At 62.4% G+C, this 26,377-nt stretch carries 20 protein-coding genes; 10 read left to right on the top strand and 10 right to left on the bottom strand.

Features of this window, described 5'->3' with window-relative positions; translation table 11 throughout:
- Position 1: 1 nt before the first annotated feature.
- From DEH84_RS19175 to DEH84_RS16310, 3 genes are all read right to left on the bottom strand, one after another.
- Positions 2-808, bottom strand: a complete 807-nt coding sequence (locus DEH84_RS19175) for a hypothetical protein (protein ID WP_159099007.1) — start codon at positions 806-808, stop codon at positions 2-4.
- The gene (locus tag DEH84_RS16315; protein ID WP_109037849.1) at positions 801-1,832 is read right to left on the bottom strand and encodes a PDDEXK family nuclease; all 1,032 of its coding nucleotides are present in this window, start codon (positions 1,830-1,832) and stop codon (positions 801-803) included. Before DEH84_RS16315 ends, DEH84_RS19175 begins: the two co-directional genes overlap by 8 nt.
- A 478-nt stretch (positions 1,833-2,310) precedes the next feature.
- Complete coding sequence (locus tag DEH84_RS16310) at positions 2,311-2,610, bottom strand: helix-turn-helix domain-containing protein (RefSeq protein WP_109037847.1); 300 nt, start codon at positions 2,608-2,610, stop codon at positions 2,311-2,313.
- On the opposite strand from DEH84_RS16310, the gene DEH84_RS16305 reads away from it, so the two are divergent.
- From DEH84_RS16305 to DEH84_RS16270, 8 genes are all read left to right on the top strand, one after another.
- Positions 2,609-3,109, top strand: coding sequence for a helix-turn-helix domain-containing protein (locus DEH84_RS16305; RefSeq protein ID WP_109037845.1), 501 nt, complete (start codon positions 2,609-2,611; stop codon positions 3,107-3,109). The genes DEH84_RS16310 and DEH84_RS16305 overlap by 2 nt on opposite strands.
- 25 nt (positions 3,110-3,134) lie before the next feature.
- Complete coding sequence (locus DEH84_RS16300; protein WP_109037843.1) at positions 3,135-3,752, top strand: hypothetical protein; 618 nt, start codon at positions 3,135-3,137, stop codon at positions 3,750-3,752.
- A 59-nt stretch (positions 3,753-3,811) separates the two neighbouring features.
- Positions 3,812-6,250, top strand: coding sequence for an N-6 DNA methylase (locus DEH84_RS16295; protein WP_109037841.1), 2,439 nt, complete (start codon positions 3,812-3,814; stop codon positions 6,248-6,250).
- Positions 6,241-7,479, top strand: coding sequence for a restriction endonuclease subunit S (locus DEH84_RS16290; protein ID WP_109037839.1), 1,239 nt, complete (start codon positions 6,241-6,243; stop codon positions 7,477-7,479). The genes DEH84_RS16295 and DEH84_RS16290 overlap by 10 nt, the downstream gene beginning before the upstream one ends.
- Entirely contained in the window at positions 7,476-8,435 is a 960-nt protein-coding gene (locus tag DEH84_RS16285) for an endonuclease NucS domain-containing protein (RefSeq protein WP_109037837.1), read from the top strand. The genes DEH84_RS16290 and DEH84_RS16285 overlap by 4 nt, the downstream gene beginning before the upstream one ends.
- Positions 8,436-8,719: 284 nt before the next feature.
- On the top strand, positions 8,720-9,466 hold the full coding sequence (locus DEH84_RS16280; protein ID WP_159099006.1) for a hypothetical protein: 747 nt from the start codon (positions 8,720-8,722) through the stop codon (positions 9,464-9,466).
- Positions 9,467-9,523: 57 nt separating this feature from the next.
- On the top strand, positions 9,524-12,634 hold the full coding sequence (locus DEH84_RS16275; RefSeq protein ID WP_109037834.1) for a type I restriction endonuclease subunit R: 3,111 nt from the start codon (positions 9,524-9,526) through the stop codon (positions 12,632-12,634).
- The gene (locus DEH84_RS16270) at positions 12,634-13,350 is read left to right on the top strand and encodes a M48 family metallopeptidase (RefSeq protein WP_109037832.1); all 717 of its coding nucleotides are present in this window, start codon (positions 12,634-12,636) and stop codon (positions 13,348-13,350) included. Before DEH84_RS16275 ends, DEH84_RS16270 begins: the two co-directional genes overlap by 1 nt.
- A 2-nt stretch (positions 13,351-13,352) precedes the next feature.
- Here the strand turns inward: DEH84_RS16270 and DEH84_RS16265 are convergent, their stop codons facing one another.
- From DEH84_RS16265 to DEH84_RS16245, 5 genes are all read right to left on the bottom strand, one after another.
- On the bottom strand, positions 13,353-14,147 hold the full coding sequence (locus DEH84_RS16265) for a TniQ family protein (protein WP_245932623.1): 795 nt from the start codon (positions 14,145-14,147) through the stop codon (positions 13,353-13,355).
- A gap of 628 nt (positions 14,148-14,775) precedes the next feature.
- A complete protein-coding gene (locus DEH84_RS16260; RefSeq protein ID WP_218929737.1) occupies positions 14,776-15,510 on the bottom strand; it encodes a hypothetical protein in 735 nt (244 codons plus the stop codon).
- A gap of 450 nt (positions 15,511-15,960) precedes the next feature.
- Complete coding sequence (locus tag DEH84_RS16255) at positions 15,961-17,019, bottom strand: alpha/beta fold hydrolase (protein WP_109037827.1); 1,059 nt, start codon at positions 17,017-17,019, stop codon at positions 15,961-15,963.
- A gap of 25 nt (positions 17,020-17,044) precedes the next feature.
- Entirely contained in the window at positions 17,045-18,697 is a 1,653-nt protein-coding gene (locus DEH84_RS16250) for a flavin-containing monooxygenase (protein ID WP_109037825.1), read from the bottom strand.
- A gap of 161 nt (positions 18,698-18,858) precedes the next feature.
- Positions 18,859-19,740: a helix-turn-helix domain-containing protein gene (locus DEH84_RS16245; RefSeq protein ID WP_109037824.1), complete on the bottom strand. Its 882-nt coding sequence runs from the start codon at positions 19,738-19,740 to the stop codon at positions 18,859-18,861.
- 383 nt (positions 19,741-20,123) lie between these two features.
- Between DEH84_RS16245 and DEH84_RS16240 the strand changes: the two genes are divergently transcribed.
- Positions 20,124-22,424 (top strand): response regulator, encoded by a 2,301-nt coding sequence (locus DEH84_RS16240; protein WP_159099005.1) that lies wholly within the window; start codon positions 20,124-20,126, stop codon positions 22,422-22,424.
- A 7-nt stretch (positions 22,425-22,431) separates the two neighbouring features.
- Here DEH84_RS16240 and DEH84_RS16235 read toward each other — a convergent pair whose 3' ends face one another.
- Positions 22,432-22,794 carry a DUF1428 domain-containing protein gene (locus tag DEH84_RS16235; RefSeq protein ID WP_109037820.1) on the bottom strand — a complete coding sequence of 121 codons (363 nt, stop codon included), beginning with the start codon at positions 22,792-22,794 and terminating at the stop codon, positions 22,432-22,434.
- A gap of 191 nt (positions 22,795-22,985) precedes the next feature.
- Complete coding sequence (locus DEH84_RS16230; protein WP_109038458.1) at positions 22,986-24,308, bottom strand: cation:proton antiporter; 1,323 nt, start codon at positions 24,306-24,308, stop codon at positions 22,986-22,988.
- A 154-nt stretch (positions 24,309-24,462) separates the two neighbouring features.
- Between DEH84_RS16230 and DEH84_RS16225 the strand changes: the two genes are divergently transcribed.
- Complete coding sequence (locus DEH84_RS16225) at positions 24,463-26,364, top strand: bifunctional metallophosphatase/5'-nucleotidase (RefSeq protein ID WP_109037818.1); 1,902 nt, start codon at positions 24,463-24,465, stop codon at positions 26,362-26,364.
- Positions 26,365-26,377 lie beyond the last annotated feature (13 nt).

Below are 26,377 nucleotides of genomic sequence, written 5' to 3'. Positions count from 1 at the left end.
CTCAAAGCAACTGGCCTCCGCAGAAGCCGGGGCGGTTCAATCCGTCCCAACGCACTGATTGGACAAACCATGTTTCCAGCGTCCTGTTGAACGCTGTTCTCACCGATACCCCCCGCACCTTGTACTTCTTCCAGCCCAGAGCGAAGTGCACGCGCGCGAATTCGTCGCAGTTCGCGCCTGGATCTCTGCCACGGGTGACTTCCCAGGCGTCGACTGGCCGTCCGGTCTTCACCTTGCTCAACTTCTGGGTGCCAGGGTTGCCGCAGCGGCTGTACCAAGGCAGTAGTCCATTGCGGTTGCCGAGTGCCAGGATGTAGGCGTTCAGGGCTCGCTGGATGCGCGCCCCTCCCCTCATGTTTAGTTCTCTAGCGCGTCTATCTGCCCAACCGGCAAACGCAGGATCCGTCACGATTTCATCAACCGTCCTACCGTGGACGAAGGGTCGGATCAGTCGGTAGGCCTCAGATCGCCGTTTGAGCCATGATCGGAGGTTGCGGCGGGAAAGGCGCGTCATGCCTGTGAGGGCATTGCTTCGGAGTTGATCTGAAGTCAGCAGCCAGTGGGATGGCATATCAAAATCCACGAGGATGTACTCGCCCTTTTGAATCCGCATCTCAAGGGCGGAGAGGTCGTGGGTCGTGGGTTTGGGTACATAGTTCTTTCGATGTCCGTGTTTGTCGTTGCCCGGAAACTTTGCGATGACCACGCAGTTGTTCCGAATGTCCAGATGCACGATCCGGCCGTAAAGACTCGGCTCACCATCGGGCCTTTGCACACACAACGCTCGGCCAATCGAGATCTCAGTCATGGTTCACCCCCCAATACCTTGACCTCAACCACTCGATGACTGACGTGCCGCCCCGTTTGATGGGCTTGCGCATCTGCACCCGCTGACTCAGATCGATGTCGATGAGGTGGAGCCATGCTCCCAGTCGGAAGAATGCGAATGACTCCTCTTGACCGACGCCAACCTTGCGGCCTGCAGCCAGCGCGGCATCCGCGAGAGGGCAAACATCCGCTAGCTCATTGAATGAGCCCAAAAAATCATGAAAGCGCGCGGTTTGCCGGTTCAGTCGCATAAAGGTCACGGCAGGACGCATGACGATGAGCTGCTGGATCAGCTCGGTGTTCAAGGAGGCGCCGTCCTCGTGGACATGGTGCGCGCCCACGGCGCTGCAGTAGAGGCGGTCTAGCTCGATGCGCTCCTGTGCTCGGGCACTTTTTTCGGTGACGTCCTTGGGTTTGCAGCTGATGCCGAGCAGGCGCCAGCGCGGGCCCTGCTGAAGCCTGAACATGAGGTCGATAGACGCGATGTATGGGACCGTCGTTCCTGCGTAGGTGCCGTGATCGATGCCAGCGTTTGACGCGATTTCCAGCAGGCCTGGAACGGAATCCTGTCGCTCAACCCACTCGCTATCCAGCCCGGCGTCAGGGTGTGGGTGCTCGAATGGCCAGAGTGGCAGGCACTCCCTCAACTCGGTTGCGCCCAGATAGCTGATCAGTAGCGCCGTGTGGAACTCCAGCTTGCTCAGGAAGTGGTGGTTGCGCGCTTGAATTCCCACGCTGTCAAAGACCTGGTGGCTGGTGGGCGAGCTGAAGTTCTTGCGGATACGGATCCACGGCTGGTATGAGTCGCCACGCCCTTGACCGTGACCCAGTCGGATGGCTCGGGCGACCTGGTTCAGCTTGCGGCGGGTGTAGGCGGTGGGTTCAGACGAGCTGCGTGACCGTGGTCCGTCCTCCTCATTCAGAAGGTGGAGATAGGGGACGCTGTAGCCCGCTTGGACAGCGATGCTGTTTGCGCTTAAGCGATCAGGGAAATTGGGAGGCATGACGCTGCCTTTCTGCGGTTTGCGCAGGGATGAAACTGGACGGCGCGCGCATGTCCACGTGGCATAGCGGAGGCACGCGCGGCGGAGGATGGCCTCGTCCTGAAGCGAATGGGCCTGTTTGGGTTTTGCGGGCGTGCGCGGTCGAGCATCAGCGCCTTGCGCTGTGCTGATTCGTGCTCATCGGGCCGCATGCACCACGGGTAACGGTGGCGTCAGCTCGGAGTCATCGATCTCTCCCCGTTCGCACGAGCGTGCGAATCCAGTGCCCGTCACCTGACGTTCACCATTGCTGGACGTGGGGAGTTGACGCGTCCATTGGACGCGTGTAGATTTCAGTTTCCACGCCGAAATCTGTGGGTTCTCCCCAGTACGAATGCGCCGCACGGGTTCTCCCTTGCGGCGTTTTTGTTTGTTGCGTCAGTTGATCATGTCGCTCTCTTTGCTATGACGGCGTGAACACCTGTGGCCTCTGGCTGCATCAGCACGGTTGCGTTGGCCGGTCGTCGTCTTTCTCGCGGGGGGCATCGGCACTGGCCCCTCTCGCATGGGCAAACTTCAGATCGTTTGCTGAGCAGATCACGCCGGGCTTCAGTCCCAGAAGAACGCAAATCGTGTGACTCTGGCCCCTCAGGCCCAAGGTGCGCCCCGACAGGATCCGGTACGTCAGCTGGGCAGACACACCTTGACGCCTCGCCCAGTCGCTCACCGAGATGCCCCGACGACGGAACTCCTCGCGCACTTCTTCAACAGTACAAACAGGTACTATGTTGTTCACCATGATGCGTCCTGTTCAAAAAAACGGCGAGAGTGTTCATAATTCTAAACATGATAGCGAGCCGGTTGCGCTGGTCAACCCTCCGAAGTTCGGGGCCCGCTTGCGTGAGGAGCGGCTGAGACTTGGGCTGACCCAGGCAGAGATGGCGGAGATCGGCGGTGTGAAGCGAACCAGCCAACACATCTATGAGTCCGACATCCGCGTCCCGGACCTGCACTACCTGACGAGGGTGCGCGATGCGGGCGCGGATCTGGGTTACCTGGTTCTTGGCGTGAGGCAGCCAGCGCAGGGAGACGATGTCATGACCATCAGTCGCTCGGCGCTCTCCAACATCTACCGGGTGGTGGATGAAGTGTGTGTAGACGTGGATGGCAGGCTGCTGCCTTTAGAGAGCCGCCTGCGCGTCTTCCAGCTGCTTTGTGCATCCATGAAGGGGCAAGACGCTGGCTCATCAAGCTTGGAGGCTCTGCGCAACGAGTTTGCTCGCTTTGCAGGAACATGACGTCACAGGTAGGCAGTAGTCGAACATGAAGAAGAGGATCCCCACTGCGGCAGCAGTGCTGGCTGCGGTCGATCGATTCTGGTCCGGGGTTTGGTGGCTTGCGTTACGCCAATGGTGGCAAGAGCGAAAGCTGGCCACAGCGCTGGAAGAGACCGGCGAACAATCGCTGATCACGCGTCGTGTCACCGAGCAGTACCGTGTGCTTGAGCGCAGTAAGCGTTTCTTGCGAGCTTCTCCACCGCTTGTCTTGGAAGCGCTCGAGGCTGGGCAGCGCGCCGGTATCCCGGTAGATGATCTGCAGATGCTTGCGCTGAACAGGGATCTTCGCGTTGTGGGCAACACCGTCAAAGTGCGCCGAAACTGGTGGGGCAAGCTGCTGACGCCCCTTGCTGCAGCAGTCGTGGTGTTGAACTGGGCGCGTCTCTCCGCGCTGGTCATGCTGGCTTCTGCGCCTGTGTGGGCCAAGCTCGCTTCACTGTTGGTGATCACCTTGTTGTTCTGGTGGTTCTGGCGAGGTTTTGCCCTTTACACGACTCGGGCCAACGCGGCCATCAAACGCTCTGGCGCGGCAGTGGAGGCCGTGGCGTCGAGCTTGGGTCGCGTACCAGCCAAGGTTCACGCTGCAGATTTCCAGCGCACGTGAACGGGCGATCGCTTTGCGGTCATCGCCCCCATTCCGATTGAAGATCGAAGAAAACTTTCATGCCCATCAAGAAGTCAGACCTGTATTCCAAACTCTGGGCCTCATGCGACGAACTGCGCGGCGGAATGGACGCCAGCCAGTACAAGGACTACGTGCTGGTCCTGCTGTTCATCAAGTACATCAGCGACAAGTACGCCGGCGAGCCGTTTGCGCCCATCCAGATCCCCGAAGGCGCGAGCTTTGCCGACATGGTGGCCCTCAAGGGCAAGCCTGACATTGGCGACCAGATCAACAAGAAGATCGTTCGCCCGCTGGAAGAAGCCAACCGCCTGCGCATCAAGGCCGACTTCAATGACGACGCACTCCTGGGCTCTGGCAAAGAGAAGGTCCAGAAGCTCGACAACCTGATCGGCATCTTCGAGTCCAAAGACCTGGACTTCTCGAAGCACCGCGCCGATGGCGACGACATCCTCGGCGATGCTTACGAATACCTGATGCGGCATTTCGCCACCGAAAGTGGCAAAAGCAAGGGGCAGTTCTACACCCCGGCAGAAGTCAGCCGCGTGATGGCCCAGGTGTTGGGCATTGCCAAGGCCAACACCAGCCCGGACACCACCGTGTACGACCCAACATGTGGCTCGGGTTCGCTGCTGCTGAAGGTGGCCGAGGCCGCGCCAACCAATGTGACGGTGTATGGGCAAGAGCGGGAAGAGGTCACCAGTGGCCTCGCCCGCATGAACATGATCCTGCACCACAACCCCGGTGCCGTGATCGAGCAAGGCAACACCCTGGCCGACCCCAAGTTCCTGGATGGCGACCAGCTCAAGACCTTCGACTACGTGGTGGCCAACCCACCGTTCTCAGACAAGCGCTGGAGCACCGGGCTCTCCCCCCAGGCAGATCCCTTCGGGCGCTTTGATGGATACGGCATCCCGCCGGACAAACAAGGCGACTACGCTTACCTGCTGCACATCATCCGCTCTCTCAAGAGCACAGGCCGGGGCGCGTGCATCCTGCCGCACGGCGTGCTGTTCCGAGGCAATGCCGAAGCCGAAATCCGCAAGAGCCTGGTGCGGCGTGGCTTGATCCAGGCGATCATCGGCCTGCCCGCCAACCTGTTCTACGGCACCGGCATTCCGGCCTGCATCATCGTCATCGACAAGGGCGGTGCGGCAGCACGCAAGGGCATCTTCATGATCGATGCCTCTCAAGGCTTCATGAAAGACGGCCCCAAGAACCGCCTGCGCGAGCGCGACATCCACCGCATCGTGGACACCTTCACCCAGCAGGACGACAGCTACCCGCGTTACGCCCGCATGGTGGGGCTGGATGAGATCGAGAAGAACGACTTCAACCTCAACCTGCCGCGCTACATCGACAGCAGCACGCCCGAAGACCAGCAGGACATTGACGCCCACCTGAACGGCGGCATTCCTGAGGCCGATGTGCAGGCGCCCGACACGTTGGGCCGCTATTGGGCCGTGTGCCCGCAATTGCAAGCAGCGCTGTTCAGGCATCGCCGCCCCGGCTATGTGGACCTGACGGTGGCGCCTTCGGCCATCAAGCCAACCATTCACCAGCACGCCGAGTTCCAGGCCTTCACCCAGGCCATGAACGGCCACTTCGAGGCCTGGCGTACACCCGTGGCCCAACGCCTGAAAGCGCTGGCGCCCGGCTTTCACCCCAAAGAACTGATCCATGAGCTGGCCGAAGGCCTGCTGGCGCACTACGCGCACCAACCCACAGCCAAAGCCCTGATCGACCCCTATGCCGTGTACCAGCACCTGATGGACTACTGGGCCGACACCATGCAGGACGACGCCTACCTGATTGCCGAAGATGGCTGGAAGGCCGAGCCTTACCGTGTGTTGGAAACCAAGAAGAACAAAGACGGCACACCCGGCAAGACAGTGGATAAAGGCTGGGCCTGTGACCTGGTGCCCAAGGCCCTGCTGGTGCAGTACCACTTTGTCGCCGAACAGGCTGAGCTGGACAAGCTGACGGCCGAGCTGGAAAGCACCCAGGTGGCCCAGAACGAACTGGAAGAAGAACACAGCGGAAATGACGCCGTGTTCAATGGCTTCGACAAGATCAACGACAAGGAAGTGAAGTCACGCATCAAGGAGATTGGGTCTGAGTCGGACGCGGCTGAAGAGCTGGCCGTGCTGAAGCGTTGGTTGAAATTGTCAGAGAAGGCGAGCGGCCTGAAAAAGAGCATCACGACGCTGGATGCAGAGTTGGATGCCAAGGCCTTGGCGCGTTATGCCACGCTGAATGCCGATGAAGTGAAGGCCCTGGTGGTAGACCATAAGTGGATGACTACGCTGAGCACGGCTGTGCATGGCGAGCTGGACCGGGTGAGCCAAGCTTTGACCGGTCGAGTGAAAGAGTTGGCCGAGCGCTATGGGCGGACCATGTCGGAGCTGCTGCAGCAGGTGGACGACCTGGAGGAGCGAGTGGCGGGGCATCTGGCGAAGATGGGGTTCACATGGAAGTGAGGCAGCCAAACGCGAAGTACCTTACGAATCCTGCATATCGCGAGAGTGAGATCGGGTCGATCCCCGGAGACTGGGCAGTCATCAAGCTAGCCTCCAGAGCCTCAATTCAGTCAGGCATTGCCAAGAACTCCAGCGCGATGTTCCGCGACCCGGTGTCGGTTCCCTACCTACGTGTAGCAAACGTTCAAGACGGCTACTTGGATCTTGACGAGGTCAGTTTGATCGACATCGAGCGCGCGGATCTGAGTCGCTACGCAGTGCTACCCGGTGACGTTCTCATGAATGAGGGCGGCGATCTAGACAAACTTGGGCGTGGTGCTTTGTGGCGCGGGCAGATCAACCCATGCGTTCACCAAAACCATGTCTTTGTCGTGAGGTGCAAAAAAGGACTGGTGCCCGAGTACCTGAATGCTTGGACATCGACTACGCAAGCTCGTCGGTACTTCATGTTGGCTGGTCGACAAACCACCAATTTGGCATCAATCAATAAGACCTCACTGGGTGAGCTGACCGTTGCCGTTCCGCCTACAGAGCAGGAACAGCGGGAAATCGCAAAGGCTATAGACAACGCCGATGCCCTGATCGACTCGCTGGAGCAACTGCTGACCAAGAGGCGCCAGATCAAGCAAGGCGCCATGCAGGAACTGCTCACTGGCAATCGGCGATTGCCGGGCTTCGCTGGCGATTGGACTTGCGCCCCACTGGGAGAGATAGCAAGAATCAAAACAGGATCGATGAACAACCAAGACAAGGTCGAGGATGGCGAATTCCCGTTCTTTGTCAGATCGCAAAGTGTTGAGAGGATTGACACCTACACGCATGACTGTGAGGCAATTCTGATTCCGGGCGAAGGTGGAATCGGCAGCATCTTTCACTACTTCCATGGCCGATTTGCCCTGCATCAGCGCGTCTATGGCATCACTGACTTTAGTGAAAGTGTCCTAGGCCGCTTCGTGTATTTCTTCATGCGCGTCTTCTTCGGCCCCCACGCGATGGAGAACTCGGTCAAAGCAACTGTTGATTCCTTGCGGCTGCCGACGTTCATGACCTTCGAGGTTCGACTCCCGCCTACCGTAGCTGAGCAAACAGCAATCGTCGAGGTACTTTCCGACCTTGAAGTGAATATCGTAGCTCTCGAGGAGCGCCTCACCAAAGCCCGCGCCCTCAAACAAGCCATGGCCCAAGCCCTACTGACGGGCCGCATCCGCCTCGTGGAGCCCTCCGCATGAGCCAGCCCTCCAAGCGCTACTACCGCGTCATGCTGGGCCGTCAGAGCGCCCACGCCGCCGAGTGCCGTGCAGGCGGTTTCATCGGTGCCGATTTCGACATCCATGAGGACCTCACCGGCAAGTTGCCCGATGAATGGCGGCAGTTCAACGCTGCCTTCATCCCCGTGTTCCTGACCGGCCACCCCGACAAAAGCAAGATCGCCGCAGGCCTGGCTTGCGGTGCGCTGTGGACAGTGGCCAAAGGCATCGAAGTGGGCGACATCGTGCTGTGCCCGGATGGCACGGGAAGCTACTTCGTTGGCGAAGTGCAAGACGGCTACACCTACGCACCTGGCCAGGTGCTGCCCCATCGCCGCAGCGTGAACTGGCTGCCCCTGACCATCGCCCGCGCGGCCATGAGCGAGGCCTTGCGCAACTCCACAGGCTCCATCGGCACGGTCAGCAACATCACCGACCACCACCCGGAAATCGAGCAGTTCCTCTCCACCCTGCCGGGTCAGGCCGCACCCAACATCGTGGCCACCGACCCCGTGGTGGAAGACCCGGTGGCCTTCGCAATGGAGAAGCACCTGGAAGACTTCCTGGTGAAGAACTGGGCGCAGACCGAGCTGGCGCAGCATTTCAAGATCTATGAGGAAGACGGCGAACTGGTGGGCCAGCAATACGCCACCGACGCCGGCCCTATCGACATCCTGGCTGTGAGCAAAGACGGCCAGCGCCTGCTGGTGGTCGAACTCAAGCGCGGCCGCGCGTCGGACGTGGTGGTGGGACAGATCCTGCGCTACATGGGCTTCGTGAAGGAGCAGATCGCCGAACCGCATCAAACGGTCGAGGGCGCCATCATTGCGCTGGACGATGACAAGAAACTGCGCTGGGCCCTGCTGGCGGTGCCGCAGATCAGCTTCTACCGCTACGAAGTGAAGTTCAAGCTCATTCCCGTTGAGACGGGGCACTGACAGTTTTCTCAAAGGCAGTGAAGGATGCCGCACATGGCTGCGAAGTTCGAGTTGTTGACCAATGAGGCCATCTGGCAAAACATCCAGCAGGCCCTGAAGGCCGGAAAGCCTGCCCGCATTGCGGTGCCGTACATTGGCTTGGGGTGAGTCGGTGGATCAAGCCCGCACCCGGCAGCTGGGTGCTCACACGGTGTGATCTGAAATCTGCCAGGGCGGGCCAGGTCTCTGGCAAAGACCTCCTGGCGTGGCACAAGCGAGGCGTTCGGATCTTCACCCTGCAGTCCTTGCACGCCAAGGTATTTGCCTTTTCGGGCGCTGCGCTCATCGGCTCCAGCAACGCCTCCGAGACCAGTCGCGACCGCCTGCTGGAAGCGGGCGTGTGGTCCACAGACAAAGCGATGGCTGCAGCCGCCTGGCAGTTTGTGGAGACGCACTGCCTCGAAGAGGTTGACGAACATTTCCTTGCTGAGCTGGCTGAAGCCTACCGCCCGCCCACTACCTACCCTCTGCAAGGTGAGCCTCGGCCAGGTCAGGCGGCGGCCGATAAGCCCAAAACCAGTGAGCGGGAACAGGACGAGGCACCGCTGCACTTGTTGAGGCTTTACACGGCCACCTATTCGGCCGCCCAGGAAAGTGCATCTGAGAAGGCCGAAGCCCAAGGGCGTGCCCGGGTGAACGCGTCGGTTCGGGCAGAAATCAATACTTTCGTTTGGCCCGGCGCGCGATGCCGATTCCAGGTGGGAGATCTGGTCCTTGCCCGCTCGACCGACAGGAAAGCCGCAGAAGAAACCGTGGAGCCATGGGCTCGGGTAGTGGCCACACGCAAGGTGCGAGGCAAAGACGAACACGTGATCGCCACGGCGACCATCAAGAGCTGGGATGAAATGCCGCTGGACGAATTTCGAGCCGCCATGGATGGACTACTGGACAACTTTCTGGGTGAGGGGGGGGGGCGCTCCCGCATGGCAAATGCCGAAGAACGGCGCGCCATCCTCGCTGTCTGGCGTCACAGAAAGGCTCGGTTGATCTGATACCTCGCACGCTTGCGACAATAGACGTAAGAAGACATACATCCCCGGGAGTGCAGTGTGAGTGACAGCATCAACAAGCCAGAGCGCGACACCCAAGACCGGGTGATCCGTCTGTTCACGGACACGCTGAAGTACCAACACCTGGGTGATTGGTCCGAACGTGCAGGCAACCACTGCATTGAGGAGGGGTTGCTGAGCGCCTTCTTGGCCCGCAGCGGCTACAGCCCCGCGCACATCAGCGCGGCGCTGCACAAGCTCAGGTCTGAAGCCTCGCTGCACGGGCGCACCCTGTATGCTGCCAACCAGGCGGTTTATGAATTGCTGCGCTACGGCGTATCGGTGCGTGTCGAGGCGGGCCAGGCCACCGAAACCGTGCACCTGATGAACTGGGCTGAGCCCACCAAGAACGACTTCGCTATCGCCGAAGAGGTCACCCTCAAAGGTGGCCACGAGCGCCGACCGGACATCGTGCTGTACGTCAACGGCATTGCCGTGGGCGTGCTGGAGCTGAAGAACAGCCGTGTCGGTTTGGGTGAAGGCATCCGCCAGTGCCTGTCGAACCAGCAGCCGGAGTTCAACGACTGGTTCTTCAGCACGGTGCAACTGGTGCTTGCGGGCAATGATTCGGAAGGCCTTCGCTACGGCACCATCGAGACGCAGGAAAAGTACTTCCTCACCTGGAAGGAAGACGAGTCCGATAACACCGGCTACAAGCTCGACAAGTACCTGACCAAGTTGTGCAGCAAGCACCGCCTGCTGGAGCTGATCCACGACTTCGTGCTGTTTGACGGCGGCGTGAAGAAGCTGCCCCGCGTGCACCAGTACTTCGGCATCAAAGCTGCGCAGAAGCATGTTGACCAGAAACGCGGCGGCATCATCTGGCACACCCAGGGTGCGGGAAAAAGCATCCTGATGGTGCTACTGGCCCGCTGGATTCTGGAGAACAAGCCCGCCGCCCGCGTAGCCATCATCACTGACCGCGACGAGCTGGATCGCCAGATCGAGCGCGTGTTCAAAGACGCGGGCGAAACCATCCACCGAAGCCAGAGTGGCCACGACCTGATGGCGCAACTGGCGCAGCCCAACCCGCGCCTGCTGTGCTCACTGGTGCACAAGTTCGGCCGCCGCGATGTGGATGATTTCGAAGCCTTCCTTCGAGACCTGGCTGCCCAGCCGAGCCCCACCCAAGGCGAGATCTACGTGTTCGTGGACGAATGCCACCGCACCCAGGGCGGCAAGCTGCATAGGCTGATGAAGGCCATGATGCCCAATGCCGTATTCATCGGCTTCACGGGCACGCCGCTGCTGAAACAAGACGCGCAGACCAGCCTGGAGGTGTTTGGTGGCTACATCCACACCTACAAGTTCGCCGAGGCTGTGGCAGATGGCGTGGTGCTGGATCTGGTTTACGAGGCCCGGGACATAGATCAGAAGCTGGGTAACACTGAGCAGATTGACCAGTGGTTCGAGGCCAAGACCAAGGGCTTGAACGACTGGCAGAAGGACGAGCTGAAGAAGCAATGGGGCACGATGCAGAACGTGCTCAGCTCGCGCGCGCGCATGGACCGCGTGGTGGCCGACATCGTGTTCGATTTCGCCGTCAAGCCTCGGCTTTCGAGCGAGCGGGGCAACGCCATCCTCGTGGCCTCCAGCATCTATGAGGCCTGCAAGTACTTCGTGCTGTTCGGCAAGACGGTGTTCAAAGGTCGGTGCGCCATCGTCACCTCGTACAACCCGCAGGCCGCTGACATCAGCAAGGAAGAGACTGGCGCCAACACCGAGAGTGACAAGCAGTTCATTTACAACACGTACACCGAGCTGCTGAAAGACGTGACGTCCAGCCCGGGCATGAACAAGACCGAAGCCTACGAGCAGCACGTGAAGGAACGCTTCATCAAGACGCCCGCGCAGATGAAGCTGTTGATCGTGGTGGACAAGCTGCTGACGGGCTTCGATGCACCGCCGTGCACCTACCTGTACATCGACAAGTCGATGCAGGACCATGGTCTGTTCCAGGCCATTTGCCGCACCAACCGCCTGGACGGTGAAGACAAGGACTTCGGCTACATCGTTGACTACAAGGACTTGTTCAAGAAGGTCGAAAAGGCCATTGCCGTGTACACCGCCGAGCTGGACCACAGCGCCGGCGGCTCTGACCCGGAAATCATGGTGAAAGACCGGCTGGAAGCTGGCCGCACCCGTCTGGATGACGCGGTCGAAGCGCTGGCCCTGCTGTGTGAGCCAGTAGCCCCCCCCAAGGGTGACCTGGAGCACATCCACTACTTCTGCGGCAACACCGAGATTGCTGATGATCTGAAGGCCCGTGAACCTCACCGTGTGGCGCTGTACAAGGCCGTGGTGGCCCTGGTGCGGGCCTTTGCGGGCATTGCCGATGAACTGGAGGCCGCAGGCTACACGCCAGAGCAGATCGAAAACCTGAAGGCCTTGCAGAAGCACTACCTGAACCTGCGAGAGATCATCCGCAAGGCATCGGGCGAAACGCTGGACCTGAAGCCCTATGAGGCGGACATGCGCCACCTCATCGACACCTATATCGAGGCCCAGGCGCCTCGAAAGATTTCGCCCTTCGATGGCATTGGCTTGCTCGACCTGATCGTGAAGACCGGCATTGCAGACGCGATTGCCGAGCGCCTGAGCGACATGAAGGGCAACCAGGAATCCATCGCCGAGACCATTGAGAACAACATTCGCAGCAAGATCCTGAAGGAACAGCTGACCGACCCGGCCTACTTCGCCAAGATGTCGGCCCTGCTGGACGAGATCATCCGCCTGCGCAAGGAAAGGGCCGTCGAGTACGAGGACTACCTGGCGCGTATCGCCGAGGTGGCCAAGAAGGTGAGCGCAGGCAAGGCCGACGACACGCCTCAGCAAGTGAAGACGGCGGGACAGCTAGCCTTGTACAACAACCTGAAGGACCATGTCGTCTCGGGCGAGGTTCAGCAGCCCGCGGTGCAGTACGGAGATGCCAACACGGCGTTGAACACGGCGATGCTGCTGGATGCGGCCATCAAGGCCAAGCGCCCTGACGGGTGGCGCGGTGTCGTGGCGAGAGAGCAGATGGTCAAGCAGGCGATGTTTGATGTGCTCAAGGACATCAAGGAAGTGAACCGGCTTTTTCCCATCGTGTTCGCGCAGAAGGAGTACTGATGCATGACGTGCTCGACCTGGGCGAGTTGCGCGCGGAGGTGACACGCAAGGCGATCAAGCATGTTCACTTGAGCGTGCTTCCTCCCGCGGGTAAGGTGCGAGTGGCCGCGCCCCAAGGAATGTCGCTGGATACCATTCGGCTGTTTGTCGTGTCGAAGCTGCCATGGATTCGCGCGCAACAACGCAAACTGCAGGCGCAGGAGCGGGAGACACCCCGCGAGTTCCTGAACAAGGAAAGTCATTACCTGTGGGGCAAGCGATATCTGCTGGAGATCAGTCATGCTGATGCAGCGCCTGCTGTGAGTGTCTCGCCTCGCAAGCTCACGCTTCAGATTCGACCTGGTGCAGGTCAGGCTCGCTGCGAAGAAGTGCTTGATGCGTGGTATCGGCAGCAGGTCAGGGACGCGGTGCCCGTACTACTTGCCAAGTGGGAGCCCTTGTTGCAAGTGAAGGCGCAGCGCGTGTTTGTGCAGCGCATGAAAACCAAGTGGGGTAGTTGCACGCCAGACGCGGGCTACATTCGGTTGAACACGGACTTGGCCAAGAAGCCGGTGGAGTGCCTTGAGTACATCGTGGTTCACGAACTGATGCACTTGATTGAGCCGACGCATAACGATCGATTCGTTGCGCTAATGGATCGATTCATGCCGGACTGGCAGCAGTTGAGGAAACAGCTGAACAGGCTTCCGGTGAGGCACGAGGACTGGGGCTACTGAAGCTACAGGCGCCCCTGGGAATCCGGGGCTCCTGCATGTTCGCAGTCCCAGCGTTCAGCCACGCCTTCTTTGTGATGCCCAAGCAGGAATCTCTTGAACGCCGTGAGGAGAATCAGCCCCGATTCAAGGTGATGCTGACTCATCGCCGCAATCGGGTCATACAGGAATTTTCCCGCGAGATCGTATGCCAAGAAGGCATCCGCCCAGTGGTGGCCGAGCCAGTAGCCTATGTCCATGTTGAAGGCGGCGATGTCCCCGCCATAAAGCGCGTGAGGCAGTGCCCACAGCTTTCTTCGATTGCCTATGCTGATCTCTGGAATGGGGGTGTGCAAGGCATCAACATAAAGCTTGCAGTAAGCGGCATAGCCTTCGCTGATAGGGGCGGCTTTACCGCTCGATGTTGCCGTTCCGTGGCAGTAAGGGCAAGGTTGCCCTGGCAAGAAAGGCGGGGGGGAGAAGAATGACTTTCCGCAATCTGGCTCGGCGCACCGGTCGTGCAGGAGTGTGTGGTGCTTCGTGCAGATGGCGACACCCTCGATCTGATGTTCACGCCGCCAGTGTCCGCAGCCAAAGTTCGTGATGTCATCTTGGACACATTGCGGGCACAGCTTCCGCAACATAGACCTCTGAATGAAGTCTTCTCGTAAGCTGAGATAACAGCAAGGATTTTGCCGCGCCAGAGCTTGGTATGCCGGGGCCAAGAGGCTGAGTCTCACCGGAGCCAGTGTGTGATGCAGGAGTAGTTCTTCCTCCGTGAGCGTGTTCCCGAAGACCTCTTGGGTCAGGATGCGCGGCATGCGCCAGTGCCATGTAGCCCTGGACTTCTCTCCCGACGCTGTACGTTGACTGGACACCGAATGTCCAGCCTGCGCAAAGGCGATCTGCAACGACGCGATGGTCGCGCCCCTCGGAAAGGTGGGAATCATGAGTGCTGACAGGGGCTTTTCAGACTATGTTTTGCGGCAGAAGCCGCCACGGACGGCGGACGGCAGCGTTTTTTTAAAACTTCGCAGCCCCCTGGGGTGACAAATAGTCATGCCCGACACTGGGAGGCGTCTTCAAGACTTTGTTATGCACTCCCTAGGGAGCTGATAACAAAGTATCGAACTTCGTCGTGACGGCCAAGTGCAGCGTGCTGGCAATTATCGAGCTCGTTCAATGCCAATTGTGAAGGCGTATGCGCGGCGCCCGCGGATGACTGTTTTGCGCGGGCTGTACTCCTCCGCAGCCGCTTGGGCGGTCGGCGTCAATGACTGTGAAAGGCTGGTTGCTGCCGTTCACGTTGGGCACCGCGTCTGGCAGCTCCCGACCCATTGCGGCCTTTCGCTACGCAAATCTCGTGGCCGCAAAGCGGACAGTAGTGCAACCCGATTCAGGTTCCTGCGCAACTGGCCCGCCCAATCTGTCGAGTTAAGGCCAGGGGGATCAACTGATCTCGACTTCAACCAAGTAGGCAGGCACGAACTTGTCTTCCTGCTGCAAGCCCGAAGTCATCTTAGACACGGGAATGTCGGTAATGTAGGTTTCGCGCACACGAGTTAACCTTGCGCCGCTCGCGAAAACAACTTCCTTCTCGTTGCCATGATCGCCTTCTTGGCTGTAGACGTACGCCTTAGTCTCAGGCTGCGTCACACGAACCACCATAAGGTCAACCCGGCCAGCGTCGAAGGCTTTCCCCCTCCATTCAGCATTCCTCAAGGCCACCTGGGGACAGAAGGATGTGGAGAAGGGACGAGAAGTGGTGAGCGTCGGGCTGTCGCCGGCCCAATGGCCGCCGTGGAACAACAACTGGCCCTCTGCGACCTCTACACCATGAGCTTTGATGGCCTCATCCGCAGATGCTAAACCGTCTTCCGAGAACTCACTTTGGTACGAACCAAGCGCCTCGGGCACATTCGGCGGCATCAAGTCGCGTAGGTCGCGATACTCGGCGCTCGTGTTGAGTGCAGCGTCGATATGGAACTCTAGGCCATTGTCAGCACGCACGCGGAGCATGCGGGTGGCTGCTTCAGTGTGCGTCGAAACCACTTCGATAAGCTTGTCCTTCACCTCAAGGGCGTCAATGATGGACATGCCATGGTTTTTGTGGAGATCCAATGCCTCCTCGCTGGTTGTCTTGCGTCTGGTCCAAAATTCGTACGGCGTGGCGAACACGTTCACGACGGCTGCATTCTTTCCCATTTCTCTTATCTACCCCCTCTTGGATTGGATGAAATTTTGACGTGCATTCATGTGCAGCCTGTTCCCTCCCACTAACGCAGATGCGTGAGCGCCTGGGGCAGAGCAACTCATGCTTTCAATAGTATGTGACGCTGGCGAGGCTCTCCGCCAAAGTCTGAAATAGACGCAGAGCGGGCGAAGTAATCCGTCGGAAAGCGGCCACTCAACATTGACCGTTTCTGGCCGGCAGCGGTCATAAGGCTTGTTGAGGCGACTGGCAGCAACCTCTGCAGTACGGTCGCTCACCGAGCGCAGCCAACTCAACGTTGACTATTGCAGTCGAGCATAAGTACTTCAATGCCCAACTCCGCTGTTGCGGACCCTACGTCAACAGCAGAGCGGGGCTCAACTCCGCGCCACTCAGGAGCCGCGCGGCTTGCGGCAAATGTGTCAGCCCAAGTCGGGCGCCGGCTCTGCCAGCAACGCCTTCAGATGGACATCGATCTGGCCGATCGCATCCGCGTCTGTGCCGAACAGCGCGAGGTGCCCATCCAGGCTGTCGATCGGCCTGAACGCGCTGTTGGGAATCAACTGCTGCTCGGCCTGGCAGTCGGACGGAGGGAAGAACATGTCGGTCGCGATGGGCATGACATAGGTTCTTGCGCGGATGCGCCCCAGCGCCGCAGCCTTGTCCCCGTCGGTGTGCCGGCTGATGTCGCCGCGCTGCCACTTCCACGCCATGCACAACAGGTTATTGGGGTCCATCGGGCCGAAGTAGCCGGTCATGAAGCCGTCCACGAAGGCCTGCACGGACTCGAAGCCCAGCACCCGATGGCGTCCACATCGAAAGAACTCGGTGCTCCAACCCATCACGGTCCAGAGCTTGGCGTGGCGCTTGAGGCCGGCTGCGACATCGGCCGGCGATTGATAGCGGCCTTCCTGGAAGCCCGGGTCGGTGGTGATGGCCTCGACCAGTGTTTCTGCGAAGAGAAAGTCGTGCTCGGTGTTGCAGGCCGTGCCGGCGATGGGGGCGGCGCGTTCCACCATGTCGGGGTAGCGCACGGCCCATTCGTAGGTCTGCTGGGCGCCCATGGAGCCGCCGACAACCAGCGCCAGGCGCCGTATGCCGAAGTGCTCCGTCAACAGGCGGTGCTGAGCACGCACATCGTCGCCGATGCGCACCTTCGGAAAGTTCGGCCCGCCCTGGTCACCGGTGGTGTTGTGCGGTGAGACAGACAGGCCGTTGCCAATCTGGTTGACCACGACGATGAAGTACTTGGTCGGATCCAGGGCGCGCCCGGGCCCGATGTAGACCTGCTCCATGATCTTGCTGGTGCCCGAGTACCACGTGGGGACCAGGATGGCGTTGTCCTTGGCCGCGTTGAGCTGGCCATGGGTGGCCACGGCCAGCTCGCAGTGCGGCAGCACGCCGCCCTCTTCGAGTTCCAGTCGCCCGATGTCGATCAGCTGAAAGGGGCCGTGGTTTTCTTGTGTGTAGTAGGTGTTCATGCTTGTCTCCGTGTGCGGGGGCGCTTCAGCGAATGTCGAAGCCGGGATAGCCGGTGCGTGCCAGTTCATCGCACTTCGCGTGGTAGGTGCCTGCCCCACCGATGTACGACACCAGGCGACGTGGCTTGCCCTCGACGTTCGAGCCCATGTACCAGGAGTCGGTCTTGACCACCAGCGTCTTGGCTGCGGTCTCATCGTGGTGCTGCACCCAGGCGTCCTCGAATTCCTGGGTCGCTTCGACCACGGTCTTGCCTTGCCTGCGCACGTGGGCAATGAAGTCGCTGATCCAGTCCACCTGCTGCTGCAGGCAGGTGGGCATGTTGCACAGCGCGGCAGAGGGGGCGAGCGGCGCGCCCGTGGTGAACAGGTTGGGATAGCCATGCACTTGAAGGCCCATGGCGGTGCGGATTTCCTGTGACCACTGCTCCTTCAGCGATCGGCCACCGCGGCCACGGATGTCGATGCGGCTGAGCGCACCGGAGCCCGCGTCAAAGCCCACGGCCAGCACGATGATGTCAACCTCGTGCACCTTGCCGTCGGCCGTCTGGATGCCTTCGGGCACGATGCGTTCGATCGGGGTCTCTCGGCAGTCCACCGCCTCGACGTTGGGCTGGAGGTACACCTCCAGGTACTTGTTTTCCAGCGGCACGCGGTGGGTGCCGAACCCGTAGTCCGTCGGGATCAGCAGCTTGCACAGATCCGGGCGGTGCTGGAGGCGTGCGCGCAACTTGGCGCGAACGAATTCCGACACTTCTTCGCTCACCTGTTCGTCGAAGAACATCTCGGAGAAGGACGCCAGCCACAGCGCCAGAGAGCCGTCGTTCCAGAACTTCTCCAGTATGGCCGTGCGCTCTTCAGGGGTCTTGTCGGCCCACGGACCGGCTTCGAAGTCGTAGTCGAAACCGGCAAAGGTTTCGCGCACCCGCTTCTTGAGCTGGTGGAACTGTGCGCCCCACTTGGCCCAGTCTTCAGCGCTGTACTTGGGGTTCTTCATCGGGAGCACGTACTGCGGCGTGCGCACGAAGACCTTCATCGACCCCACCTCGGGTGCGATGGTCTGGATGACCTGGATGCCCGTCGCGCCCGTGCCCACCACCGCCACACGCTTGCCCTTGAAGTCCACAGGCGTCTTGGGCCACAGGCCCGTGTGGTAGATCTCGCCCTTGAAGTCGGCCTGTCCCTGAAAGCGGTTCGTCAGGGGCGCGGACAACATGCCGCAACAGGCGATCAGGAACTGTGCCTCGACCTTCTCGCCCTGGTCGGTAGTGATGTGCCAGCGGTGGCTTGCTTCATCGTAGTGGGCCGAAGCAATACGGGTGTTGAACTGGATGTCCTTCTTCAAGTCGAGCTTGTCGGCGACATGGTTGAGCCAGCGCTCCGTTTCCGGTTGTGCCGGAAACCGCTCCGACGGTTGCCACGACTTGTACAGCTCCTCCGAGAACCAGTACTGGTAGATCTCGGCCTGGGAGTCGAAGCGCGCGCCGGGGTAGCGGTTCCAGTACCACGTGCCCCCCACGCCGGAGGCGGTGTCATACGCCCGCACCGACAGGCCCATTTCGCGAAGGCGGTGCAGTTGATACAGGCCGGCCACGCCGGCTCCGATGACGACCGCGTCGTAGCTTGCAACGGCGGATTCCGACTGGCCTTGTCCGGCCTTTTCCGAAGTGAGGGTGCCCATCTTGTCTCCTGTGACGTTCATGTGGACCGGCATGGCTGGCCGGCGAATTCGGTATCGCTGCCTCAGGAGAGGTCGTGCGCTACCGTGAACGAATCTTGGAGACGCCCGCTGTGCGGGTCTTGTCGATTTCGGGCGATTTCTTGTACCGGACGGTGATCCGGCTAGTCGCACTTCTTCAGTCGTGCCGGGGTGACGCCCAGCCGGGTACGGAAGACGCGCGTCATGTGCGCCTGATCCGCAAACCCGCAAGCAAACGCCACTTCCTTGATGGCCATCTGCCCTTGAGACAGAAGGCGACGGGCGCGTTCGACCCGTCGGTCCATCACATACGCATGGGCCGAGCGCCCGGTGGTCGACTTGAAGTGTTTGGTGAAGGTCCACACACCGAGCTCTGCCACCTTGGCCAATTGCTCGATGGTGATGCTCCCCTGCAGGTGCGCTTCGATGTACTCATCGATTCGGCGCAAACGGCCGGGCGAGAGCGCGCCCGACACGAGGCCGTCCTTGTACGTCACAGCAGCATGGCAACGCAGCAGGTGCACGGTGAGCTGCATGGCCAGCGCCTCTGCGTACAGCGCGCCACCCAATCCCTGCTGTTGGGCCTCGAGCGTGATTGCATCGGCGATGCTCGTGACGATCGGGTCCTGTGCGCTCAGCAGGTCACGGAGGCGTACCGCTGCGACCGGCCGATCCATGACGTCTGACGCCACCCGGCACATGAGCGCTTCTGACAGATAGGTGTGAGACACGTCGATGCACTGCGTCCAGTGCCAATGTGACGGCTCGCAGTGTGTCAACAGCGAGAAGACGCCCGGTTCACAGGCGGCCTTGCTCCACTTGCCGTCGAGGCAGCGCTCCATGGGCGTCTGACCCGACCGGTAGCGAACGATCATGACGTGGTCGATCGGAGGGATGGGCACGTCGAGGCCGGTGTACCGGTAGGAACGGTGCGAAACGTCCTTCCACCCGAGTCCGTCGCTCGCAGACAGGATGCGGCCGGGCACCCATTTGGGCAGGTCGGGAGGCGAGATCAGGACCGGCATCTGGATATGGTTCAAGAATGCGGCGTGCAAACATACCAGTGGAATCCTCAATAGGGTTAGCCACTAGCGCGGTGGGCTTTACGCCCCGGCGCACGTCCCTGCAAACCCGCAGCGGCCCGTCCCCCGATTTCTGTTAGAACGGGATGGTTGAGCACGCGGATGTAGCGCACGACTCGCCCTGACGATCGCCACGCGTCCCGGCGGGGTTCCATCGATCGACATGGTTCCAGATGCCGGCTCTCCCCTTCATTGCAGGTCTCTCGTCCGGCGCTTCGTGGCTTCGGCTTGGCGCCGTCCTGCTCGTGCTGGTTACCGGACTTGCATGGGGGCAGCCGGTGGCCACGTTCCCGGTGGGGGCTTCGTCAACCCGGTCCGCGCCGGCGGTGCTCATTCTTTCCGGCCTGCAGTACGGGTTGCCGGTTCCGGAGGCGCTGATTCGCGGCGCCGTGGCGGTGCTGCGTGAGCGGGGCGTCAGGCAGACCGACATCTACATCGAGCACATGGACCTGGGCCGCTTCAGCACCCCGGATCCGTCGCCGGCGGTGGCCGCGCTGCTGCAGCAGAAGTACGCGGGCAAGCACATCGGGCTGATCGTCGCGCAGAACCAGGCCGCACTGGACTTTCTGGCTGACGCCGGTTACGGGTTGCTGCCCCCCGGTTTGCCTGTGCTGGTCACGTTTGTGGGGGCGCCGCCCGCGCGGTGGCGTGGGGCGCCGCATCGGATCGTGCAGGTGAGCGACCAGTATGACGTGGCCGGCACGGTGCGCCTGGGCCTCACGCTGTTTCCGCGCACACGTCGGGTGGTCGTGGTGGCGGGCGTGGGGCGCCCCCAGGCCGCCCTGCCCACCGAGGTGGCGCAGGCGGTGGCGGCACAGGGCCATCGCGCCGAGGTCGAGGACACCGCGTCACTCGCCCATGAGGCCATGCTGGAGCGGGTGGCCACGCTGCCACCCGACACCCTGGTCGTGCTGGCGGCCTACTTTCAGGATCGGACCGGACGTTCCTTCGTGCCGGTGGCGGTGGCCGCAGAGGTCGCCAGGCGGAGCAACGCGCCGGTGCTCGCGCTGTACGACGCCCACATTGCCACCGGCCTGGTCGGCGGGTCGGTGCGGGTCACGGAGGCCGTGGGGCGGCGGGTGGGGGAAATCGGGGCAGACCTGCTGCGTGGTGCGCCGCCACCCGAGCCTGGGGCGCCGCTGTTGTCCGTGCTGCCCCGGCCGGTGTTCGACTGGGCCCAGGTGCAGCGCTGGCGAGGCGATCCCGCCCGCCTGCCGCCGGACACGGTGTTCCTGAACCGTCCGCACACGTTGTGGAGCGAATACCGACCCTTCGTCATGGCGTCCACAGCGACCATCGTGCTGTTGACCACGCTGCTGCTCGCGCTGGTCTACCAGAACCAGCGCCGCAAGCGGGCCGAGCACGCGCTGCGACGACATCAGCAGCAGTTGGAGACCCTGGTCGAGCAGCGCACCGCCCAGCTGGCCCAGGCCACGCGCACGGCCGAGAACGCGAGCCAGGCGAAGAGCACCTTTCTCGCCAACATGAGCCACGAGATCCGCACGCCCATGAACGCCATCATGGGCATGTCCTACCTGCTGCTCAGGACGGACATCGGTGCGCATCAGCGCGCCTACGTGCAGAAGATCCAGACGGCCAGCCAGCATCTGCTGGGGCTGCTCAACGACATCCTCGACTACTCGAAGATCGAGGCTGGCAAGCTGACGGTCGAGGACATCGAGTTCAGCTTCCAGCAGCTGCTGGACGACGTCACCGCGCTGATCGCCGACAAGGCGTCTGACAAGGGGTTGGCACTCGTCACGCACATCGACCCCCGCATTCCCGAATCGCTGGTGGGCGACCCATTGAGGCTGGGTCAGATGCTGGTGAACTATGCGAACAATGCGGTGAAGTTCACCGTCAGCGGCGAGATCGAGATCCGGGCGCAGATGCACGAAGAAACCGACCGCGAGGTGCTGTTGCACTTCTCCGTCCGGGACACGGGCATCGGGCTGACGCCGGCGCAATCGGCCGGGCTGTTCGAGCGCTTTCAGCAGGCCGACAGTTCCACCACGCGGCAGTACGGAGGAACCGGCCTGGGCCTCGCCATCACCCGGCAACTGGCCAGCCGCATGGGCGGCGAGGTGGGGGTCGACAGCACGCCGGGTGTGGGCAGCACGTTCTGGTTCACCGTCCGGCTGGGCAAGGGCGAGCAGGCGAGCCCGATGCCGCAGGCGCCGGGGGCCGCCATGGAGGGCGAGGCGGCGCCGCCCTCTCTGGTTGGCGCGTCGGTCTTGCTGGTGGAGGACAACGAGCTCAACCAGGAAGTCGCCCGAGCCTTGCTGGAGGGCGCGGGCCTGACGGTCGACCTGGCCAGCGACGGGCAGCAGGCCGTGGAGAAGGTGCAGGCCCGCGACTACGACCTGGTCCTGATGGACATGCAGATGCCCGGCATGGACGGGCTGGAGGCGACCCGCCGCATCCGCGCGAGCGATCAGCGGGCCGATCTGCCGATCATTGCGATGACGGCCAATGCCTTGGACACCGACCGCAAAGCGTGCCTGCAGGCCGGCATGAACGACCACGTGACCAAGCCGATCCATCCAGCGCATCTGCTGGACACGCTGCGGCAGTGGATCCGCCCGCGCCCCGGGGCGAGCGCTCACCGCCAGCCCGGCCCCGGCTGAGAACGCCTCAGCCCTTGGGTTCCGCGGTGTCGAAGATGGGCAGGAAGCCGCCGAAGACCATGCGCTTGCCGTCAAAGGGCATGTCGAGCTTTTCCATCTCGGGGTCTTCCATCATCTTCTTGTTGGCGGCATCGCGCACCTCTTTCGATGGCCATTCGATCCAGGCGAACACCACCGTCTCGTCCGGCTTGGCGGCCACCGCGCGCTTGAAATCCGTGACCTTGCCGTCGGGTACGTCGTCGCCCCAGCACTCGACCTGGCGCAGCGCCCCGCAGTCCTTGAATTTTTCGTGAAACTGCTGTGCGGCGGCGCGGTAGCGCTCGCGATCGCCAGAGGGCACGGGGATGATGAAGCCGTCGATGTAGCTCATGGTGCTTGCTCCTTCAGAGGGGGATGTGGATGGCACGCAGGCTCATGCAGTGAGCTTGTTCTGATGCCGGCGGGCGCACCGCTGCACCACCGGAGGGTGGCCGGTGCGTTCAAAAGCAGCATTCAGTGTCCAGTGCGCTGCTGACCCTGTCAACGCTGAGGGCGTGGATCACGCGGGTGACCCACGGGGTGTCATCGCCGCCGCGCCAGGGCCTGCTGGTACGCGCGCATGGCCGGTGTCGCCGACGATCCGTGCAACAGGACCGACAGGGCGATGGTGGCCAGCACCGCATCGGCGACTGCAGGCAACTCCCGCGTGTTGGCCCCGTGCGTCACCGCGAACATCAGGTAGTACATCGATCCCACGCCCCGCACCCCGAACCATGCTGCAAAGCGACGTTGTGCCGAGGTGAACACGGACCGCAGGGTGATCAGGTAGATGGCGACCGGACGCACCACGAAGATCAGACCCAGGGCCACCGGCAGGCTGAAGGCATCGAAGGTGGCCAGCGACAGCAGGCTGCCGATGATCAGCATCACCGCCAGTTCGGCAATTCTTTCGAGATCGAGCGTGAAATCGAGCACCTCTTTGGCCATGTAGGCCGAGGCCATCGCCGGGCTGGCCTGGGCCGACGGTCCCAGGTTCTCGACGCCATCGTCCGGCGTGCTGGCGAGGTCGACCTCCGTGCGCTCGTGCCGGTGGCTGTCGCTGTCCGTCCGTTCGAACTGGCGCATGGCCAGGCCGGCGGCGAACACCGCCAGAAAGCCGTAGGTGTGCAGCAGCAGCGCCAGACCGTAGGTGAGGGCAATCAGGCCGAGCGTGAAGAAGCTCTCCATGCCGAAGGCCTGGGATTGCTCGCGCCGCAGGTAGACGACGATGCGGCTGAAGAGCAGGCCGGTGAGCCAGCCCAGGGTCAGCCCACCGGCGGTGGCCCACACGAGGTCGACAGCGACCCAGTGCAGGCCCCAGCTGCCCAGGTCATGCAGGCGCATCAGGCCGAGGGCCAGCATCACCACGGGAAACGCGGCGCCATCGTTGAGCCCGCCTTCGCCGGTGAGGCTGAAGCGCAGGCCATCGTGGTCCTGCGGGTGAGCCACCTGCACATCGGAGGCCAGTACCGGGTCGGTCGGCGCCAGCACGGCGGCCATCAGCACGGCGCCCCCCAGCGACAGGCCCAGCCACATGCCGAGGCCGGTCAACAGCGCGATGGTCACCAGCATGGCGAGGGTGGCCATCAGCACGGGGGCGCGCCACAGGCCGTCTCGCAAGGGCACCCGCAGGCGCAGGCCCACGGCAAAGAGCGACACGAGCACGGCGATCTCGGTCAGCACCTCAAGCAGCGCGGCGTCGCGCATCAGATCCAGTCGGATGAAGCCGAGCCCGTGCGGGCCGAGCAGGTAGCCGCACAGCAGGTAGATGGCGGAGGTGCCCACGGGCAGCCTGCGCCGAAGCGTATCGGTCAGCCCGATGACCACCAGCAGCACGCCGATGACCAGGCACCATTGCATGAACATGAGGAAGCCGGGCAACCGGCATGCCCGAGGGGCGCCCGTGTGCCATGGTCTGTTCGGATCATGGTGCCCGTTGCGTTGGCCGACGGCGCGTCACGTCTCGTCTCTACGCTGTGCATCCGGTCCTGTTCCGTCATCGCCCCCTGAGGAAGCCCAGATGCGCACCACCCTGATCGCCGCCGCCGCGGCCGTCGCCCTGTTCGCGCCCGCCGCGTTCGCCCAGACCTGTTCCCCCGCCGACCCGTCGCCCACCGTGGTGCTCGGCACGGCCGATTCGGGCGTGCCGAACCGCCTGCTGCCGTCGGGCTGCAGCCTAGATGATTTGATCCAGGACGAGGTCCAGTGGGGCAGCCAGGCCGGCTTCCTGACCCACGTCTCCAACGTCACGTTCGGTCTGATGCGCGAAGGTCGCCTGAGCGTGACCGAGCGTGCCCGGCTGCTGCAGGCCGCGCAGGCCTCGAAGATCGGCACCACCATCACCGTCAAGGTGATCGGCTTCAACGATTTCCATGGCTACATCAAGGCCGGCGAGGGCTCGTCGAGCAACCCGGGCATTGCCCGCATGGCGACGCGCATCGACGAGCTGCGCGCGAAGAACCCGCTGAATGCCGTGGTGTCGGCCGGCGACATGGTGGGCGCCAGCCCGCTGACCTCGGCGCTGTTCAAGGACGAGCCGACCATCGAGGCCATGAACCGCATCGGCATCGATTTCAACGCCACCGGCAACCATGAGTTCGATGAAGGCAAGGCCGAGCTGCTGCGCCTCAAGCAGGGCGGCAACCACCCGACCGACCCGTACTCGGGCAAGGGCATGGACAAGGACCTGCGCGCCGATGGCGAATTCGCGGGCGCCCGCTTCGACTTCCTGTCGGCCAATGTGGTGGACACCGCCACGGGCAAGACCGTGTTCCCGGCCTATGGCGTCAAGCGCTTCCTGGGGCACCAGGTGGCCTTTGTCGGCATGACGCTGGAAGCCACACCGACCATCGTGTCGCCCGCCGGTGTGGCCGGCCTGCGCTTCGACGACGAGGCCGACACCGTCAATGCCCTGGTGCCCAAGCTGAAGGCCGAAGGCATCGAGTCCATCGTCGTGCTGATCCACGAAGGCGGCTTTGCCTCGGGCGGCATCAACGGCTGCACCGGCGTGTCGGGCCCCATCGTGGACATCGTCAAGCGCCTCGATCCGGCGGTCGACCTGGTGGTGTCGGGTCACACGCATGCGGCCTACAACTGCCTGCTGCCCAACAGCGCGGGCAAGCCGGTGCGGGTCACCTCGTCGGGCCAGTATGCGCGCAACCTCACCGACATCGACCTGGTGATCGACACGCGCACACGCGATGTGGTGTCGACCACGGCGAACAACGTGGCCACCGGCACGACCACCGCCGAGGCCGCCTACCTGACTGACCTGGTGGCGCATTACGACGCGCTCGCCGCCGTGCCCAAGGCCCGCCCGATCGGCGTGATCACCGCGGCCATCAGCCGCACCGCCAACGCAGCGGGCGAGTCGGTTCTGGGTGATGTGATCGCCGACGCGCAGCTGGACGCGACCGACGACGCCGGCTTCGGCGAGGCGGTGGTCGCGTTCATGAACCCGGGCGGCATCCGCGCCGACCTGCCCTACAACGCCGGCGGCATCGTGACCTATGGCGATGCCTTCACCGTGCAGCCCTTCGGCAATTCGCTGGTGACGATGACGCTGGACGGCCTGCAGATCCGCACGCTGCTCGAGACCCAGTTCGCCGGCTGCAACGGCCAGACGCAGGATCGCATCCTGCAGGTGTCGCGTGGCTTCAGCTACAGCTGGTCGGCCAGCGGCGCCTGCGGCGCGCGCGTCAGCGCCATCACGCTGAACGGCACGCCGGTGCAGCCCGCCTCGCGCTACCGCGTGACGGTCAACAGCTTCCTGGCCGATGGCGGCGACGGCTTTGCCGTGCTGCAGCAGGGCGAGGCCCGACTGGGTGGCGCGGTCGACACCGATGCCTTCGAGGCCTACCTGCAGGCCAACCCGGCCGGGGTGGCACCCGGGGCCCAGAACCGCATCACGCGCCTGCCCTGAGCGGCGCCATCAC

It is taken from the genome of Aquabacterium olei, from assembly GCF_003100395.1.
Taxonomy (GTDB): domain Bacteria; phylum Pseudomonadota; class Gammaproteobacteria; order Burkholderiales; family Burkholderiaceae_C; genus Aquabacterium; species Aquabacterium olei.
The sequence above is the reverse complement of the archived record's forward strand: the minus strand, read 5'-3'. Positions and strand labels throughout refer to the sequence as shown.